The organism is Halobellus captivus (assembly GCF_007655485.1).
Lineage (GTDB): Archaea > Halobacteriota > Halobacteria > Halobacteriales > Haloferacaceae > Haloquadratum > Haloquadratum captivum.
Window position 1 is genome coordinate 60,351 of the sequence record NZ_VJXQ01000003.1, and the last position, 16,509, is coordinate 76,859.

General features: G+C 65.0%; 14 protein-coding genes. 10 read left to right on the forward strand and 4 right to left on the reverse strand.

Translation table 11 applies throughout. The annotated features are described in order from the left end of the window. Positions 1-102 precede the first annotated feature (102 nt). The 6 genes from FJT57_RS09695 (at position 103) to FJT57_RS09715 (ending at position 7,324) form a co-directional block, all read left to right on the forward strand. Positions 103-1,869, forward strand: a complete 1,767-nt coding sequence (locus FJT57_RS09695; protein ID WP_144904637.1) for a nitrite/sulfite reductase — start codon at positions 103-105, stop codon at positions 1,867-1,869. Position 1,870: 1 nt separating this feature from the next. After that, entirely contained in the window at positions 1,871-2,026 is a 156-nt protein-coding gene (locus FJT57_RS16415) for a hypothetical protein (RefSeq protein WP_162524327.1), read from the forward strand. A gap of 27 nt (positions 2,027-2,053) precedes the next feature. Continuing rightward, positions 2,054-4,144: an assimilatory nitrate reductase NasA gene (gene nasA / locus FJT57_RS09700; RefSeq protein WP_144904639.1), complete on the forward strand. Its 2,091-nt coding sequence runs from the start codon at positions 2,054-2,056 to the stop codon at positions 4,142-4,144. Between the two features lie 429 nt (positions 4,145-4,573). Next, positions 4,574-5,872, forward strand: a complete 1,299-nt coding sequence (locus FJT57_RS09705) for an MFS transporter (protein ID WP_144905302.1) — start codon at positions 4,574-4,576, stop codon at positions 5,870-5,872. A 130-nt stretch (positions 5,873-6,002) separates the two neighbouring features. Then, positions 6,003-6,578 (forward strand): IMP cyclohydrolase, encoded by a 576-nt coding sequence (locus tag FJT57_RS09710; protein WP_144904640.1) that lies wholly within the window; start codon positions 6,003-6,005, stop codon positions 6,576-6,578. Between the two features lie 65 nt (positions 6,579-6,643). Further along, positions 6,644-7,324, forward strand: a complete 681-nt coding sequence (locus FJT57_RS09715; RefSeq protein ID WP_144904642.1) for a metallophosphoesterase family protein — start codon at positions 6,644-6,646, stop codon at positions 7,322-7,324. Between the two features lie 33 nt (positions 7,325-7,357). On the opposite strand, the gene FJT57_RS09720 is transcribed toward FJT57_RS09715, so the two are convergent. Further along, on the reverse strand, positions 7,358-8,536 hold the full coding sequence (locus tag FJT57_RS09720; protein WP_144904644.1) for an aspartate kinase: 1,179 nt from the start codon (positions 8,534-8,536) through the stop codon (positions 7,358-7,360). Between the two features lie 355 nt (positions 8,537-8,891). On the opposite strand from FJT57_RS09720, the gene FJT57_RS09725 reads away from it, so the two are divergent. Then, on the forward strand, positions 8,892-9,350 hold the full coding sequence (locus FJT57_RS09725; RefSeq protein ID WP_144904647.1) for a hypothetical protein: 459 nt from the start codon (positions 8,892-8,894) through the stop codon (positions 9,348-9,350). Positions 9,351-9,473: 123 nt separating this feature from the next. Here FJT57_RS09725 and FJT57_RS09730 read toward each other — a convergent pair whose 3' ends face one another. Then, positions 9,474-11,234 carry a DNA-directed DNA polymerase II small subunit gene (locus FJT57_RS09730; RefSeq protein WP_449405209.1) on the reverse strand — a complete coding sequence of 587 codons (1,761 nt, stop codon included), beginning with the start codon at positions 11,232-11,234 and terminating at the stop codon, positions 9,474-9,476. Between the two features lie 161 nt (positions 11,235-11,395). Between FJT57_RS09730 and FJT57_RS09735 the strand changes: the two genes are divergently transcribed. After that, positions 11,396-12,271 (forward strand): S24/S26 family peptidase, encoded by an 876-nt coding sequence (locus tag FJT57_RS09735; RefSeq protein WP_394348813.1) that lies wholly within the window; start codon positions 11,396-11,398, stop codon positions 12,269-12,271. A gap of 6 nt (positions 12,272-12,277) precedes the next feature. Here the strand turns inward: FJT57_RS09735 and FJT57_RS09740 are convergent, their stop codons facing one another. After that, positions 12,278-12,949 (reverse strand): Sjogren's syndrome/scleroderma autoantigen 1 family protein, encoded by a 672-nt coding sequence (locus FJT57_RS09740; RefSeq protein WP_144904652.1) that lies wholly within the window; start codon positions 12,947-12,949, stop codon positions 12,278-12,280. A gap of 88 nt (positions 12,950-13,037) precedes the next feature. After that, on the reverse strand, positions 13,038-13,562 hold the full coding sequence (locus FJT57_RS09745; protein WP_144904654.1) for a DedA family protein: 525 nt from the start codon (positions 13,560-13,562) through the stop codon (positions 13,038-13,040). Positions 13,563-13,712: 150 nt separating this feature from the next. Here FJT57_RS09745 and hemB point away from each other — a divergent pair, with 150 nt between their 5' ends. Next, complete coding sequence (gene hemB / locus FJT57_RS09750) at positions 13,713-14,693, forward strand: porphobilinogen synthase (RefSeq protein ID WP_144905304.1); 981 nt, start codon at positions 13,713-13,715, stop codon at positions 14,691-14,693. Between the two features lie 390 nt (positions 14,694-15,083). Then, positions 15,084-16,475, forward strand: coding sequence for an ammonium transporter (locus tag FJT57_RS09755; protein WP_144904656.1), 1,392 nt, complete (start codon positions 15,084-15,086; stop codon positions 16,473-16,475). The last annotated feature ends 34 nt before the right edge of the window (positions 16,476-16,509 follow it).

Below are 16,509 nucleotides of genomic sequence, written 5' to 3' on the forward strand. Positions count from 1 at the left end.
CGAATCTTTATACCTTGGTCTCCTGTGAACGTATCCAGCATCGGATGATGATCTACACGATATCTCAAATATACGTGGACAATCGTACTCATTTATACTGAAATGGCACACAAAAAAGAATCTTGGAAGGGCGCGTGTTACGGTGACGACGTACGTGACGCGTTGATCGAATTCGCCGAAGCGGGGTGGGAGTCGATCCCCGAAGACGAGCGCGAGGAGTGGTTCGCGCGGTTCAAATTCTGGGGCGTCTTCCACCAGCGGTCGGGACAGGAATCGTACTTTATGATGCGGCTCACCAACTGCGGTGGGGTGCTCGACCCCGGCCAGTTGCGCGCTATCGGCGACGTCGCCGCCGAATACGCCCGTGGACCCGTCTCGAACCCGGAGTTCGGCGACGCGTGGATCGACCTCACCACGCGGCAGTCGATCCAGCTTCACTGGCTCAAACTGGAGGATATCCCCGAAATCTGGGAGAAGTTGGAGTCGGTCGGCGTCTCCTCGCGCTCTGCGGGCGGCGATACGATGCGGAACATCTCGGGCTGTCCGGTCGCCGGAAAGGGCGAGGAGTACGTCGAGAGCCGCTCCATCCTCGACGAGATCCAGTCGGAGATCCGCGACGACGACGCGCTCTCGAACATGCCGCGGAAGTTCAACATCTCCGTGTCGGGCTGCAAACAGGGGTGCGCCCAGGACGTCATCAACGATATCGGCCTCGAACCCGCGCACAAGTTCGTTTCCGGCGAGGAGGTCGAGGGATTCAATGTCCGGGTCGGCGGCGGGCTCGGCGGCCGGGAACCCCGACCGGCACGCTCGCTCGACCTCTTCGTCCGTCCGGAACACGCGGTCGAAACGGTCGGCGCGTTTGTGGAGTACTACCACGAGGCTGGCGACCGACAGAACCGCTCGAAGAACCGCGCGCGCTTCTTCGTCGACGATGTCGGCACGGAGACGATCCGCGAGGAACTCGACGAGCGGCTCGATTTCCCGTTCGAGACCGCCGGGACCGATTTCCGGGGAGAGTACACCTACAACGCCGGTCGCCCCGCCGACCGCGGGCCCCACGATCACGTCGGCGTCTACGAGCAGGCCGACGGTCGGAACTACGTCGGACTGTCGGTCCCCGTCGGACGACTTCCCGCCGGGGACGCGATCGAACTGGCGGACCTCGCGGACGACTACGGGTCGGGCGAAATTCGGTTGAGTCGCCGTCAGAATCCGCTCGTGATGGACGTCGGCGACGGGGATCTCGAAGATCTCCTCGCAGAGCCGCTTTTGACGCGGTACAAGCCCGAACCGAACCCGTTCGTACAGGGCGCGATGGCCTGTACCGGCACGGAGTTCTGCTCGATAGCGCTCACCGAGACCAAGGCCAGAATGGCGCGGCTGATCCGGTGGCTCGGCGACAACGTCGAGGTCCCCGAAGACGTCGAGCGGATCAAGATGCACTACTCCGGCTGTACCGCCGACTGCGGACAGTCGATGACCGCTGACATCGGCTTTCAGGGGATGCGAGCGAGGAAAGACGGCGAGATGGTCGAGGCGCTCGACGTCGGCGTCGGTGGCGGTATCGGCGCGGAGCCCTCGTTTATCGAGTGGGTGCGCCAGCGCGTGCCCGCCGACGAAATCCCGGGCTTAGTCAAAAACCTCATCGAGGCGTACGCGGCGCTTCGGGAACCCGGCCAGCCGTTCCGCGAGTGGGTCGAGGCGACCGGCCACGAGACGATCGTCGAACTCGCCGAACCCCAAGAGGTGGACGGCTACGAGGACCTGTGTCTCACCGACGCCAAGCAGTCGTGGTACCCGTTCGACGACGGGTCGAGCCCGGCCCCGACGGACTCGCGGGGCAGATCGCTGGAGGCGGACGACTGAGATGACCGCGATGCACACCATCGATCGCGGATACCCTTCAGACGTGCGTCACGGCGGCGTCGGCCGCGGTCGTCGGAAGATCGCATCCTTCGACGCAGCGCCGGAATCAAACGTCTATCCACAATCAGGCGCGGAACCCCGCGCGGGTGAGTCGTGACCGATTCGGAATCACACCGCACCGACGATGAGTGACTGGATACCGACGACGTGTATGCGCTGTGCGGTGGGGTGCGGTCACGTCCAGCGGGCGGTCGACGTCGGCTACGGCATCGACACGGTCCGCGGCGACGCAAGCCACCCGGTCAATCAGGGACTGGCCTGCGCGCGCGGGATCGGGGAGAGTCGGGATCCCGGCGGCGAGTGGCTCACGAAGCCGCTCGTTCGCAAGGACGGCGAGCTGGAACGGACGACGTGGGATCTCGCGCTCTCCCGCGCGATCGAGGGATTGCGCGCGGCCCACGAGAGCGATCCCGACGAGGTGGCGATCCTCGGCAGCGGCCAGCAGACCAATGAGGCCGCTTACCTCCTCGGGAAGGTCGCTCGCGGCGGGTTCGGGACACGCTCGTACGACGCCAACACGACGCTGTGTATGGCCAGCGCCGTCACCGCATATTACGAGTCGTTCGGCAGCGACGCGCCGCCGTGCACCTACGCGGACATCGACGACGCCGAGCGACACGTCGTCTGGGGGGCCAACCCGGCGGTCGCACATCCGGTGCTGTTCCGCTGGATCCGGCGCGCGGCGGACGCCGAGGGCGTCGAGATCGTCGTCGTCGATCCCGTCAGGTCCGAGACCGCCGAGAACGCCGCCCACCACGTCGCGCCCGAACCGGGGCGCGATCTCGCTCTCGCGCGTGCCGTGCTGGCCCGACTCGTCGAGACCGACCGAATCGAACGAGCATTCATCGACTCCGCCACGGACGGCTTCGACGCGCTTCTCGAATCGCTACCCGACGCGGAAGACGCCGCCCGCGAAGCGGGCGTGGCGCTCGATGCGGTCGAGCTCCTCGCGGACGCCTTCGACCACCGAACGCTCCTCTACTGGGGAATGGGGATCAACCAACACGTCCAGGGGACCGAGACCGCGCGGGCGCTCGTCGACCTGACGCTCGCGACCGACAACGTCCGCCCCGGCGCGGGCCCGTTCTCCCTGACCGGCCAGGCGAACTCGATGGGAACGCGCGTGTGCTCCTCGAAGGGCACGTGGCCCGGGCAACGGCCGTTCAAGGATCCAGATCACCGCCGGACCGTCGCCGATCATTGGGGCGTTCCAGTCGGGCGATTTCCAGACGACGCCGGTCCCGGCCCGGTGGGAATCCTCGAGGCAGAACCCGCGGCCGTCTGGACGGTCGCGACCAACCCAGCGGCGGGAATGCCCGATGCCGACGCCGCACGCGAGCGGCTGGCGGACACGTTCCTCATCGCGCAGGACGCGTTCCACACCGAGACGACCGAACTCGCGGACGTGGTCCTGCCAGCGACCACGTGGGGCGAATCCGAGGGGACGACGACGAATATGGAGCGGACGATCTCGCGCGTCAGGGGGGCGACGGACGTTCCCAGCGGTGTCCGCACGGATCTGGGGATCATCGCGACGATCGGTTCGTCGCTCTTTCCGGACCTCCTCTCCTCGCACGCGCCCGACCCCGCGTCGGTCTTCGAGGAGTTCGCGGCGCTGACCGCGGGGACGATCGCCGACTGCTCGGGGATCACCTACGACATCCTCGACGACGTTCACGCGGTTCGCTGGCCCGCACCTGATGCGGGAAGCGGTGGGGGTTACCGATACTACGAGGAGTCTCACGACGGCGAGACGTGGTCGTTCCCGACGGCTACGGGAACCGCGCGGTTCTCGACCGGCCGACAGCGACCGCTTCCCGAGCCGACGGACGGGTCGTACCCGCTGACGCTGACAACGGCGCGCGCGGCCGACGGTTACAACACCGGCGTCCGATCGCGCGGCGGCGAGTCGGGGGAGTTGCGCGCGCGGATTCACCCGGATACGATCGCCGCTCACGACGACGCGTTCGTCGACGACCTGATTTCGATCGTCTCGCGCCGGGCGTCGGTGACGGCGACGGTCGCCCCCGACGAAGCCGTCCCCCGAGAACTGATCTGGCTGCCTATCCACCACCCCTCGACGAACCGTCTCACGCTCTCCGAACGCGATCCGAAGTCGAAGGAACCACACTTCAAGCAGTGCGCCGTCCGACTCGTCGCACCGTCGGCCGCGCCGACGCTGCCCGAATCGACCGCTGGCCGCGCCGACGACTGAGCGTCCGTTTCCCACACTTTTGCGTTTCTTCCTGTTCGGTTGGAGGGATCACGACACCGTCGATCACCTCCATACCCACGATACGCGGCGTGTTCGTTTCACCTCGAACCGAGCTGGTCATCTGTTTCCCGTCTAAACATTCGGAGGTAATCCGCATTTGACTATTAATATGGATGAAATGACCGGATCCACGTTCTCAACTCAATTATTATCTTAATACACTTCGTATGTGGTTGTATTGTTACCTGATCAACCCAATACAGTATATACGATAAGGAGTACGTTTATCACGTGGAAACTGATCACTCCATCCGTGATAATGTGTTCATTCAGACAAGGATTAAGCAAAATAATTCATTATTGTCGTACTTTTGTGGCTGATGGCGAACTCACGTTCAGTGATGGAGTGTCACAATGGGCTTGATCCGGATGACGAAGTACCGGACGCTGGTGCTCGCCACGATCGGGTTCAATTTCTCGTTCCTGATCTGGTTCTCGTTCGCACCGTTTACCGGCCCGATGGCCGAGGAGTTCGGTCTCTCTCTCGCCGAGATCGGTATCCTCGCCAGCGCCGCGATCTGGCTCGCGCCGTTCGGCCGGATCCTCACGGGGTGGCTCTCCGATAAGTACGGCGCGCCGACCGTCTTCGCCATCGTGTTAGGCTACGTGGGGATATTCTCGATGGCCTCGGCGTTCGCGCAGAGTTACACGATCTTCTTTATCGAGCGGCTGATCGTCGCCACGGCGGGTATCACGTTCGTGATCGGCATCCAGCACGTCTCCGAGTGGTTCGAAGCGGAGGAACTCGGCACGGCGGAGGGAATCTACGCCGGTATCGGTAACGCCGGAGCGGCCGGAGGCGCGCTCGTCCTCCCGCGCGTGTTCGGCGAAGGATGGAGCGGGCCGCTGTTTCAGACCAACTGGCGCGCGGCGTTCTTCTACACCGGCGTCGTCTCGATTGTGTTGGCGGTCGCGTACTACGCGCTGGGTGAGGCGGCCAAGAGCGACGAGAAGCGCCAGGCGACGAAGGACAACGCGAGCTTCAGGGGCTGGTTCTACACGGCCACCCGGTACGGAACGGTCGTCCTCGCGCTCGCGTACGTGATGACGTTCGGCCTCGAACTGTCGATGAACGGCTGGCTGGCCACGTACTACCGAGAGGGTTTCGCCACGAACAACCTCGTCTTAGCGAGCACGTTCGCGGCGACGTTCTCGATCGCGGCGGGGCTCCTCCGACCCATCGGCGGCTACGTCAGCGACGTGCTGGCGCGAAACGAACGCGACATCCTGCCCTTCTTCACCGGCCGTTACCGCGAGCAGTGGACGTTCGTCACGCTGTGTTTCGTCGTCTGTTCGATGTTCGGAATGACGCTGGCCGGGCTGACCGGCGAGGTGCTCCTCGCGGTGGCCGCGGGCTTCCTGGTCGGCACCGGCTGCGCGCTGGCGGAGGGATCGATCTTCGCGCAGGTTCCCGCGATGTTCCCCAACAGCTCCGGCGCGGTCGCGGGCGTCGTCGGCGGCGTCGGCACCGTCGGCGGCATCGCCTACCCGCTCGTCTACTCCGCACAGTTCCTCCCGGACCTGCACACGGGCTACTCGGTCGTCGCCGCGTCGATGATCCCGATCGTCCTGTTGACCGCGTGGGTGTTTCAGCCCAAGATCGCCTCCGTCGCCAACGAGGACGGCTTCACGAGCGACACCCGGACGACCACGCCCGCGGACGACTGAGGCTCGCAGGCGACTGACGTTTGTGAGCGAATGAAGCCTGCGTACGACTGAGCCCGCGAACGATGTTCCATCCGAGCCCGTTTATGCACAATCCAGCACCTATTTATCTCATTCTTGACCACGTTCGTGTATGTACATCGGACGATTCGTGATCGTCGCCCCCGACTTCGCCGCGTACCGCGTCTCTTCCCGATCGTTCCCCGACAGACAGATCGTCGACCGCGACGGAACGCTGACGGTCGCGCCGACGCCCGACGCCCCGGAGAACGACAACCCCTACGTCTCCTACAACTGCGTCCGCGCGGGCGGCGACGGGGTCGTCGTCGGTAACGGTTCCCACGTCGATCCGATCGCCGAAAAGTTGGACCTCGGCTATCCGGCGCGCGACGCGCTCGCCTCCTCGCTCCTCGCGCTCGATTACGAGAAGGACGACTACGACACCCCCCGCGTCGCGGGCGTCGTCGGCGACGAGTCGTACGTCGGCATCGTCCGTCGGGACGCCCTGCTCGTCGAGTCCGTCGACGAACCCACGCTCGTTGCGACCTACGAGGAGGACGCGCCCACACCGATCGAATTCGGCTCCGCTGCGGCCGACCCCGCCGACATCGCCCGCGCGGCGTACGATCTCTCCTACGAGCACGCCGTCTGCGCCGCGGGCGTCACCCACGACGACGGCGACGTCGACGTCAGCGTCTACAACGGCTGATTCCCTCGGAACCTTCGGGTCCCGGTCGTCGACCGAATTTTCACCCCCGGAATCCTTTTTCGAATATGCAGGTCGCCGTGATCTCGGACGTGCACGCGAACAAGGTCGCTTTCGACGCCGTCCTCGACGACCTCGGTTCCAACGCGAGCGACGACTCCACGCCGGAATCGATCGTCTGCGCGGGCGACGTGGTCGGCTACAACCCCTGGCCAGCCGAGTGCGTCGCCGAGGTGAGAACGCGGGAGATTCCGACGGTGATGGGGAACCACGACCGCGCGGTCGCGTCGGACACGTCGTTCCGGTTCAATTCGATGGCCGCCGCGGGCGTCGAGTACGCGCGCGAACGACTCGACGACGACGCCGTCGAGTGGCTCTCGGGGCTTCCGGACGCAAGGACCGTTCTCGACGGGCGGATCAAACTGGTCCACGGTCACCCCGACGACCCGGACCGCTACACCTACCCCGAGGAGTTCTCGCCGTCGATGCTCGGCGACGAGGACGTCCTGGTGACGGGACACACCCACGTCCAGGGCCACAAACAGTTCGAGGAGGGCACCGTGATGAATCCCGGCAGCGTCGGTCAACCGCGCGACGGCGACCCGCGAGCGGCGTACGCGGTCGTCGACCTCGACGACCAATCGGTCGACGAGCGGCGCGTCGAGTACGACATCGACGCGGTCGCCGAGGCCGTCGCGGACGCCGGACTCCCGGCCCGGATCGGCGAGCGGTTGTACGATGGTCGGTGAGACAGGCGCTCGTTCTCTACAACTCCGCCGCGCTCAGAACTCGTCTTGAACGGTTTCGAGCGTCTCTTCTCTGTCGTCCCACGCGACGAAGATCGCGACGGAGGTCGCGGAGGTGATGACGTCGTGGATGTTGATCCCGGCCTCCGCGAGCGGTTGGACGATGTCCTGGATCACGCCGGGACGGTTCGGGAGTTCCCCGCCCGTGACGCGGATGACCGCGATTTCGTCGTCGACGGTGACAGACGAGAGCGCCTGATCGTCGACGACCTTCTCGTGGAGCAAGTTCTCGGCCTCTTCGGCGACGTTTTCGCCCACGTAGAAGGTCACCGAATCCATCCCGGAGGCGACCGCGTCGATGTTGATTTCGGCCTCTCGAAGCGCCTGCGAGAGGTCGGCGAGGATGCCCGGACTGTTCCGGATCGAGCGTCCGGCAACGGTGACGCACGCGAGCGGCTCGTCCTGCATATCGATGAGGTTCTCGAACTGGCCTTCGATGAGCGTCCCGCCGGTGAGCAGATCGCCGTGTTGGTAGTGAACGACTCTGACGTCGAGGTCGTCGTCCTTGTACGACAGCGCCGAGGGCGCGACGACCTCCGCGCCGCGGAACGAGAGGTTCCGAAGCTCGTCGACGGTGATCCGCCCGACGTTTCGCGCCCCTTCGACGACGCGGGGGTCGCCGGTCATAACGCCCTCAACGTCGGTGACGATGACGACCTCGTCGGCGTCCATGTACCGCCCGAGCATCACGGCTGTCGTGTCCGATCCGCCGCGGCCGAGCGTCGTAATCTCACCGTCGATGTTCTGCGCGAGGAAGCCGGTGATGACCGGGACGACGTGGTCGAGGTCGTCGGCGAGTTCGCCCGCACGCCGCTGCGTTTCCTCGACGTCGACTTCGCCGAGTTCGTTGGCGATGACCGGCCAGTCGTCCGCGCCGGGTTCGACGAAGATCGCGTTGACGCCCCGGGCGGCGAGTGCGGCCTTGAGTATCCGCACGCTCGTTCGCTCGCCCATCGAGACGATCTCCGCGCGGTCGCGGTCTTCGGCCTCGAACTCGATCTCTTCGAGGAGTTCGTCGGTCGTGTTGCCCATCGCGGACGCGACGACGGCGATCTCGTGACCCGCTTCGACCGCCGCGGCGATAGAGTCGGCGGCGCGGTTGATCCGGTCGCCACTGCCGAGCGACGTTCCGCCGAACTTCGCGACTACTCGCACGGTCGTGCCTCCCGTCGGCAAACGAGACTGAACTGCGACTGGTGCTCTGACATAGCCGACCATTGCCGGGGGGAGTGTAAAATCTTGTCTCCCGTCTCAACCGTTGCCGAGTTTCTTTGTGGCGGCTGTCAGTTCCACTCGCCCGCGGGAAGTTCCGTACCTCTGCTGGGTGGACGAACGCCGACTGTACATATGTCGCCGGAGATCGCCGCGTGGACGAACGTCGTCCAGTCGACGTATCTGACACGCTCGGAGACTCGCAGTTCCCCCGTGTTCCGGATCGTTCCGTTTTCGCGGCAGTTCAATTTCTCAACCTCCGCGGCAGTTTAAGGTGCTGCCGCGCGAAGAGGTACGTATGGACGTCGAGGTCCGAGACGCGGTCGAGGACGACGCCGAGACGCTCGGTGCCATCGTCGACCTCCCTACCGACGTGCTTCGGAACGTGGTCCACGACCGGACGGTCCGACTCGCCGTCGCACCGCGCCGCGATCCGGGACCGAACGCAGACACCGCGGACCGAGCCGAAGACGACAGCAGCGACTCAGACGAGTCCGTCCACGGGTTCGTCGCGTTCGACGTCGAGAAAGGTACCGTTCACGTCACGCAGCTCGCGGGCGACGCCGCGGTCGCCGAGCGACTCCTGGCCGAACCCGTCCGATTCGCGGTGAGCGAGGGGTTCGACGTCGCGCTCGTCGTTCCGGAATCCGATTCCGACGTGGCGTCGGCCGCCGCGGCCGCTGGCTTCGAGACTGTCGGAACGGGGCCCACCTTCGACGGCGAGCCGACGACGAAGTATCGGTTCCGCCCGGATTGAGAATCACCGGCCGTCCCGACTGAGGATCCGTCGACACCACCTCGACTGAGAGCTGTCGCCCCGGCTGAGAGCCGTCGCCCGACCGAGGGCCGCCCATTCTGTTCCGAGTGCGAACCCTCGACGTTAGATGAATTTCCGCACGGTCATATCCAGCGTGTCGAGGTCGAGAATAGGTGCGTATCCCACGTCGGGGTCGATGTTGACGGATTTCTGGAAGTCGGTTTGAGACTGCCAGCAGCCCGAGTTCACTGCGAGGACGTCGTGGTACTTCCCCCACCCGAGCTTGTGCACGTGGCCGGTGTGGAACACGTCCGGGACTTGTTCCATCACGAGGTAGTCCTTCTCCTCCGGTGCGAGCCGCGTCTTCCCGCCGAACTGCGGCGCGACGTGTCGTTTCTTCAGGAGCTGGTACATCGCCTTATGCGGTTCGTCGTAGCTGGCTTTTCCGGCGGGTAGCTCCGCGATCACCTCGTCGAGCGAGACTCCGTGGTACATCAGTATCTTCACGCCCTCGACGGTGACGAGCGAGGGATTCCCCGTGATCCGGGCATCGTGGGCGGTCATTATCTCCCGCAACGTCTCGTTGAAACCGGGCTGCGGCTCCGCGAGTCGAACGGCGTCGTGGTTGCCCGGAATCATCAGAATTTCTATATCGCCGGGGACGTCCTTGAGGTGCTCTGAGAAGGCCTCGTACTGCTCGTAGATGTCGATGATATCGAGCTCTTCGTCCTGGTTCGGATAGACGCCGACGCCTTCGACCATATCGCCCGCGATGAGCAGATACTCCACGTGCTCGGCTTCGTCGGTGTGCAGCCAGTCGGCGAAGCGCCCCCACGCGTCGGCGACGAACTCTTGGCTCCCCACGTGGACGTCGGAGATGAGCGCCGCCTGGACGTGTCTGTCCGCGGTGTTCGGAGTGTACGTCCGCGGCACGTCCGGAAAGTACATCGAATCGACGAACATAATGCCCGCGTCGTCCGAGAGCGTCCCCTCGACGGCGATGCACTCGTCGAGCAGCAGTTCGTCGACGAGGTCGGCGAACTCGCGGTCTTTCATCACCAGACAGGGGAACGTCCCCGTGGTGTCTTCCAACTCGACGAGCCAGTGGCCGCTTTTCGTCGAGCGGACGTCGTTAACGAGGCCGATCATCGCCGCGTCGGTCCCGCCGCTCATCGACTGGATGGCGTTCGCCGGGCGATGATTCACGCGCCCGCGAAGCTGTTTTGAGAGCTTCTCGTAGCGGTCTCTGAACACCTTCACGAAGTCGCCATACTCGCCCGTACCGGTGCTCTGACCGGTCACGTCGCCCTCGACTTCCAGCGATCGAAGCGCCGGATCGGCGCTCCGGGACGCTGATCTGCTGTTCGCTGCGCCCACGGCGTCGATACCCGACGTATCGCCGGTACCCGCTGTAATTCTATCACCGTTTTCCCCTGGAACCTCTTGTACTGATTCCTCGGGGGCTGTCTGTCGATTTAACTGCTCCTCTCCAGTGGAAACAAGGGGGTCTCCGCGGGCCGAAGACGGACGATCAGTATCGGTTGCTGATTCCGCGTCTGCCGCCTCCGCGTCGGCCGCTGCGGCTTCCGTCTCTCCCACTTCTGCGTCCGTCGCTGCCGCGTCGGTCGCCTCTGCGCGCTCTCTTCTCTCTGCCTCCTCTCCCGCGTCTACTAGCTCACCTGCGCCCGGTGGGTTCTGCCCGTCGACCGCCGACCGCGACGCGGCGAGCGCGTCTCGGACGTCCGCGGCCGTGATTCGAAGCGTGTCGTCGTCGACGTGCTCGACGACAGCCTCGAGCGCTCTCCCCGGGGCGTCGGTGCTCGCGATGAGCGTCACAGCCTCCTGTTCGGCGTTGTATCCGCGCGCGGTGAGTTCGTGTACGATCCGAACCGGCGTCTCCAGAGGCACACCGGCCGAACGGGGTAACGGAAGAAAAGCGTACTGACCGAGGCCGTCCCGGGACCCCGACGGAACGAGGCCATTCCGAGACTCCGCAGCGGTCGTGGTCAGAAGGTTGAAACGCGGCGGCGCAGAAACTCCGGTAGATGACGGACGAAGAGGGGAACACGCCCGATCGTCCGGACGACGCCGACGACGCGGCTCCGTCCGGTCGCGGGGACGTCGCCGACGAGGGGGCCCGGAGCGCAGACACGGACGGGCCAACCGAGGCACCGCAGCCCGAACACGACCGCGGACCGGATTCGGGCGACGACGACCGTATCCCCGTCGGCGTCGCCGAATCGCGTCGGAAATCCGAGGGCCGTCCCCGACCGCGACCCGGAACCCGAGCCGCCGATCCGAACCAGAACATCGTCACGCGCTTTCGGACTGCCCAGAGCGGGCCGCTGTTGTTCATTCGCGAGACGCTCTACAGCGCGCTCGCGGTCGCCGCTGTCGGCTTTCTTCTCTTTGCGATCAGCGGCGTCTGGCCGCCGATGGTCGCCGTCGAGAGCGGCAGTATGGAGCCGGAGATGTACCGCGGCGATCTCATTTTCGTCACCGAGGAACACCGCTTCACGCCGGACTACGCCTACGAGGATACCGGCGTCGTGACGATCGACATCGGCACCGAAGAAGGATACCGAAGCTTCGGCGGCAACGGATCGGTCATCATCTATGACCCGCCCACTCGCGTCGGATCGCCGATTATCCACCGCGCGCACTTCTACGTCGAAGAGGGCGAGAACTGGTACGACCGCGCGGATCCCGCGTATATGAACGCGGACGACTGCGATCAACTCCGGAACTGCCCGGCCCCGCACTCGGGGTTCATCACGAAAGGAGACGCCAACGGGCAGTACGACCAGGCGACCGACATCGCCGGCCCCGTTCGACCCGAGTGGATCCGCGGCAGCGCCCGCCTCCGGATCCCGTACCTCGGCCACATTCGACTCGAACTGGCCGGACTCGTAGCCGGGTAACGGACGTTATTCGAGTTCGTCGAGTGCGGCCGCGGCCTCTCGTGCCGCGGCGAGGTGATCCTTCGCGCGCCGCGGATCGTCTGTCTCCTCGGCGAGTCGAGCGTGCTGCGTCAGTGCCCGAAGAAGCGCCTCTCTGGCCTCGTTGTCGGATCCTGCAGATGTCTGGCGGCTGTCGGTCGATGCGGCTCCCGCCGCCCCTATCGGTGACACCGTTTCGCCATCCGTCGGCGACGCGCCTTCACCGCCCACCGCCGCCGCCGTCTCTCGACCCGTCGCCGACGCTCGCTCTCCGTTCCCGCTCTCGGCCCCGGGCCTCGCCGCCGACGCTCCGGGTTCGGCACGGCCCGATTCTGCGGCCTCAACGGTGGGTCCGCCTTCGTCTTTTGCAGCCCGCTCATTCGTCGCGGGCTGGTGGTCGGCGCTCGCTTGGCCCTCTTGCCCGCCAGCACGTGCCTGTCCGTCCGCCCCTCCTCCCGTCGTGCGCTGGCAACTCGGGCAGAACTCCTGGCCCTGATAGCGGAAGATCGGCGCGCCGCAGTCATCGCAGTGGCGATTGGTCATCGTCGCGCCCTTCAACAGCAGTTCGCTCATCTGCTGGGTCTCTTTGCGCCGCTCCTCGTCCTGTTCGTACTTTTCGCGCAGTCGCTTTCGCTCCGCTTCCTCGTCGAAGTCGCTCACGTGTCTCTCGCACGCGACGAACCTCGAAAAACCCTCCGCCAGCCCGTCGGGACGACGCCCCGCTCTCACACCGGCTTTTCGTCGCTCTTCACAGCAGCGTTCCCGCGTACAGGTACAAGCTCGCGAGCGCGACCTCGAAGAGCAGCGTACCGACGGCCGACAGCGCGATAAACTGCCGGTCGTCCATCTCCGCGAATCCCGCGGGCACGGTGAGCATTCCGCGGGTGAACAGTAGCGCGTTGCTCACCGGGACGACGACCGGACCCCACTTCTCGAACCAGCCGTCGAATCGGTCGAGTTTCGATTCGCTGATGCGGAACCACGATTTCTGGAGGAGATACTCGCGACCGCCGCGTTGGGCCACCTTGAACAGCGCGTACTGGCCGAGCGTGGCTCCGAGCACGGCGACGGCGAGAACGGGAATGAGAGCATCGCCACCCAAAAGCAGCAGCGAACCGGGGACGATGAGCTCGCTCGGCATAAAGTACATCAGCATCGCGCCTTCGAGCACGAAGACGCCGAAGAGCGCGACGTACGCCCACTCGGACTCGAGGAGTGCCGTGAGTTGCGGCGGCATCGCGTCGAGTTGGAGGACCAACTGGGGCACCTGCATCGTTCGTATCTACTCGGGATCGTCACAAACGTATTTCGTTCCGGGTCCACGGCGGCGGGTGTCAGTGGGACTCCGATGCCCGTGGCGACGCTGATGGACGTCGGCGGCGACTCCGATGCGATTTTTTCCACCGGCCGCGAAGCGTCGGTTATGAACCTCACCGACCGGCCGCGACGGCTCCGACGGGACGGCGTCAGGTCGCTCGTCAGCGAGACGAAACTGGACGCTCACGACCTTGTCGCCCCGATATTCGTGGACGCGACGACCGACGAGCGCGTCGCGATCGGGTCGATGCCGGGCCAGGAGCGCGTCCCCGTCGACGATGCGGTCGACCGCGTCGAGGAAGTGCTGGAGACGGGCGTCGAAGCGGTGATGGTCTTCGGGATTCCTGAATCGAAAGACGAGCGTGGGTCTCGCGCGTGGGCGCAAGACGGAATTGTGCAGGAGGCGGTCCGCCGGATCACCGCCGAAACCGACGCCTACGTGATCACCGACGTCTGCCTCTGTGAGTACACCGACCACGGCCACTGTGGCGTGCTCGAATCCGACGCGGCCGAGAGTCCGACGCTCACCGTCCGGAACGACGCCACGCTCGAACTGCTCGCGAAGACCGCCGTCTCGCACGCCGATGCTGGCGCGGATATGATCGCGCCGAGTTCGATGACCGACGGGATGGTGGGCGCGATCCGCGATGCACTCGACGGGGCGGGCCACGAGTCCGTTCCGATTATGTCCTACGCCGCGAAGTACGAGAGCGCGTTCTACGGCCCCTTCCGCGATGCCGCCGACGGCGCGCCCGCGTTCGGAGACCGCCGACACTACCAGATGGATCCGGCCAACGGGCGGGAAGCGATCCGCGAAGTCGCACTCGACGTCGAACAGGGCGCGGACGTCCTGATGGTCAAACCCGCGCTCGCGTACCTCGACGTCGTGCGCTCGGTCCGCGAGGAGTTCGACCATCCGGTCGCCGCGTACAACGTCTCCGGCGAGTACGCGATGCTGCACGCCGCCGCCGAGAAGGGATGGCTCGACCTCGACGAGGCGGCCCACGAATCGCTCCTCGCGATGAAACGCGCGGGTGCGGACCTCATAATCACGTACTTCGCCGAAGACCTCGCTCGTCGGCTCTGAATCATTGGTGACGGCGCAGTCCTGTCAGTGATCGCTCCTCGACTGCTCCTCTACTTCTCCGTCGCCCGTCCTCTACTGCTCTTCTACTTCTCCGCGACTTCACAGAGACCCGGTGCGCGCGGCGTCAAACACGTAGTCTGGCAGCAATTGCCTGAACGTTTGTCCAATAATTCATACCATATTACAGATGATATCGAAATAACTGAACCTTATTCACCTTATATTATTACCCAAATCATACGAATGTCTGAATAGGGATAGGTATTTTAGACATATTCAACTCCAATCTTTATATATTGCCTCTCCTTGAGGAACTCTCGTGATTCAATCAACGAAACACTGCCTATTTGTTGTATCAGTAGACAAACGTTCGACTGATGGGGTGGCGAAATGATCACGCCCTTACAGGTTGATCCGACCACTGTCGCCAACGGGATCAACAACGTGTGGGTCCTCGTCGTCACGTTCCTGATCTTCTTCATGCAACCGGGCTTCGCCCTGCTCGAATCCGGGCAGGTCCGCGCGAAGAACGTCGGCAACGTGCTGATGAAGAATATGACCGACTGGATCCTCGGGACGCTCGTGTACTTCATCGTCGGCGCGGCCGTCGCGGTGATGATCGGCGGTCTCACCTCCGGTGGCGACATCGCCGGTGCCTTCGGTCACATCGGCGACTCGAACGCGTGGATCGGATGGCTCTTCGGCGCGGTGTTCGCAATGACGGCCGCGACGATCGTTTCGGGTGCCGTCGCCGAGCGGATGAACTTCGACGCGTACGTCCTGTTCACCGTCGTGATGGTGGCGCTGATCTACCCGGTCGTCGTCGGCTTCACGTGGTCGGGTGGGCTCCTCGCCAGTTCCGGCTTCATCGGCGGCGCGCTCGGCGCTGGCTACCTCGACTTCGCCGGTGCGACCGTCGTCCACATGTGCGGCGGCATCGCCGGATTAGTCGCGGCCAAGATGGTTGGAGCGCGTAAGGGTCGCTACGACGCGAACGGCAACAGTCAGCCGATTCCGGGCCACTCGATGCTGCTCGCGGTGCTGGGAACGTTCATCCTGGCGTTCGGCTGGTACGGCTTCAACGTCGGCACGCAGGCGACGATTCTCGCCGTCGCCGCCGACGGCACGCTCACGTTTATGGGCTCGGCGCTCGGTCGCGTCGCGCTCGTAACGACGCTCGGAATGGCGGCTGGCGGTGCGATGGCGATGCTCACTTCCGCGCGCTACCAGGGCAAACCGGATCCGCTCTGGACCGCGAACGGCATCCTCGCCGGGCTCGTGGCGGTCACGGGTGCGGTGCCGCACGTCACCTGGTGGGGCGGCGCGCTCCTCGGTGGCCTGGGCGGCTTCCTCGTGCTCCCCGCCTTCCACTTCACCGTCGATAGGCTGAAGATCGACGACGTCTGCGGCGTCTTCGCCGTTCACGGCGTCGCGGGCGCGGTCGGTACGGCGCTGATCCCGATCTTCGCGGTCGGCGGATTCGCGCTCAACCAGTTCGTGCTGCAGATCGTCGGCGTCGGCGTCATCGCCCTCTGGACGATCGTCGCCTCGGCGATCGTCCTCGCGGTGATCGATGCGCTCGTCGGCCTCCGCGTGACCGAAGCAGAGGAGACTGAAGGGCTCGACGAGGGCGAACACGGCGTCTCAGTCTACCCCGAGTTCGTGCCGAACGAGAGCCGCGACGGCACTGTCGCGGCCGACGGCGGCGAGCTTCGCACCGATGGCGGTAGCGTGCTCGCTGACACGACCGCCGCGGACGCGGAGGTGAACGTCGATGAGTGAATCCGACACGCCGATCAAGATGGTGATGGCCTAC

Excerpts from the sequence above, each read along its gene's own strand:
- FJT57_RS16415 (WP_162524327.1), top strand. The coding sequence starts at position 1,871 with ATGACCGCGATGCACACCATCGATCGCGGATACCCTTCAGACGTGCGT.
- FJT57_RS09755 (WP_144904656.1), top strand. The coding sequence starts at position 15,084 with ATGATCACGCCCTTACAGGTTGATCCGACCACTGTCGCCAACGGGATC.
- FJT57_RS09710 (WP_144904640.1), top strand. The coding sequence starts at position 6,003 with ATGTACATCGGACGATTCGTGATCGTCGCCCCCGACTTCGCCGCGTAC.
- FJT57_RS09695 (WP_144904637.1), top strand. The coding sequence starts at position 103 with ATGGCACACAAAAAAGAATCTTGGAAGGGCGCGTGTTACGGTGACGAC.
- hemB (WP_144905304.1), top strand. The coding sequence starts at position 13,713 with ATGAACCTCACCGACCGGCCGCGACGGCTCCGACGGGACGGCGTCAGG.
- FJT57_RS09715 (WP_144904642.1), top strand. The coding sequence starts at position 6,644 with ATGCAGGTCGCCGTGATCTCGGACGTGCACGCGAACAAGGTCGCTTTC.
- nasA (WP_144904639.1), top strand. The coding sequence starts at position 2,054 with ATGAGTGACTGGATACCGACGACGTGTATGCGCTGTGCGGTGGGGTGC.
- FJT57_RS09735 (WP_394348813.1), top strand. The coding sequence starts at position 11,396 with ATGACGGACGAAGAGGGGAACACGCCCGATCGTCCGGACGACGCCGAC.
- FJT57_RS09725 (WP_144904647.1), top strand. The coding sequence starts at position 8,892 with ATGGACGTCGAGGTCCGAGACGCGGTCGAGGACGACGCCGAGACGCTC.
- FJT57_RS09745 (WP_144904654.1), bottom strand. The coding sequence starts at position 13,562 with ATGCAGGTGCCCCAGTTGGTCCTCCAACTCGACGCGATGCCGCCGCAA.
- FJT57_RS09705 (WP_144905302.1), top strand. The coding sequence starts at position 4,574 with ATGACGAAGTACCGGACGCTGGTGCTCGCCACGATCGGGTTCAATTTC.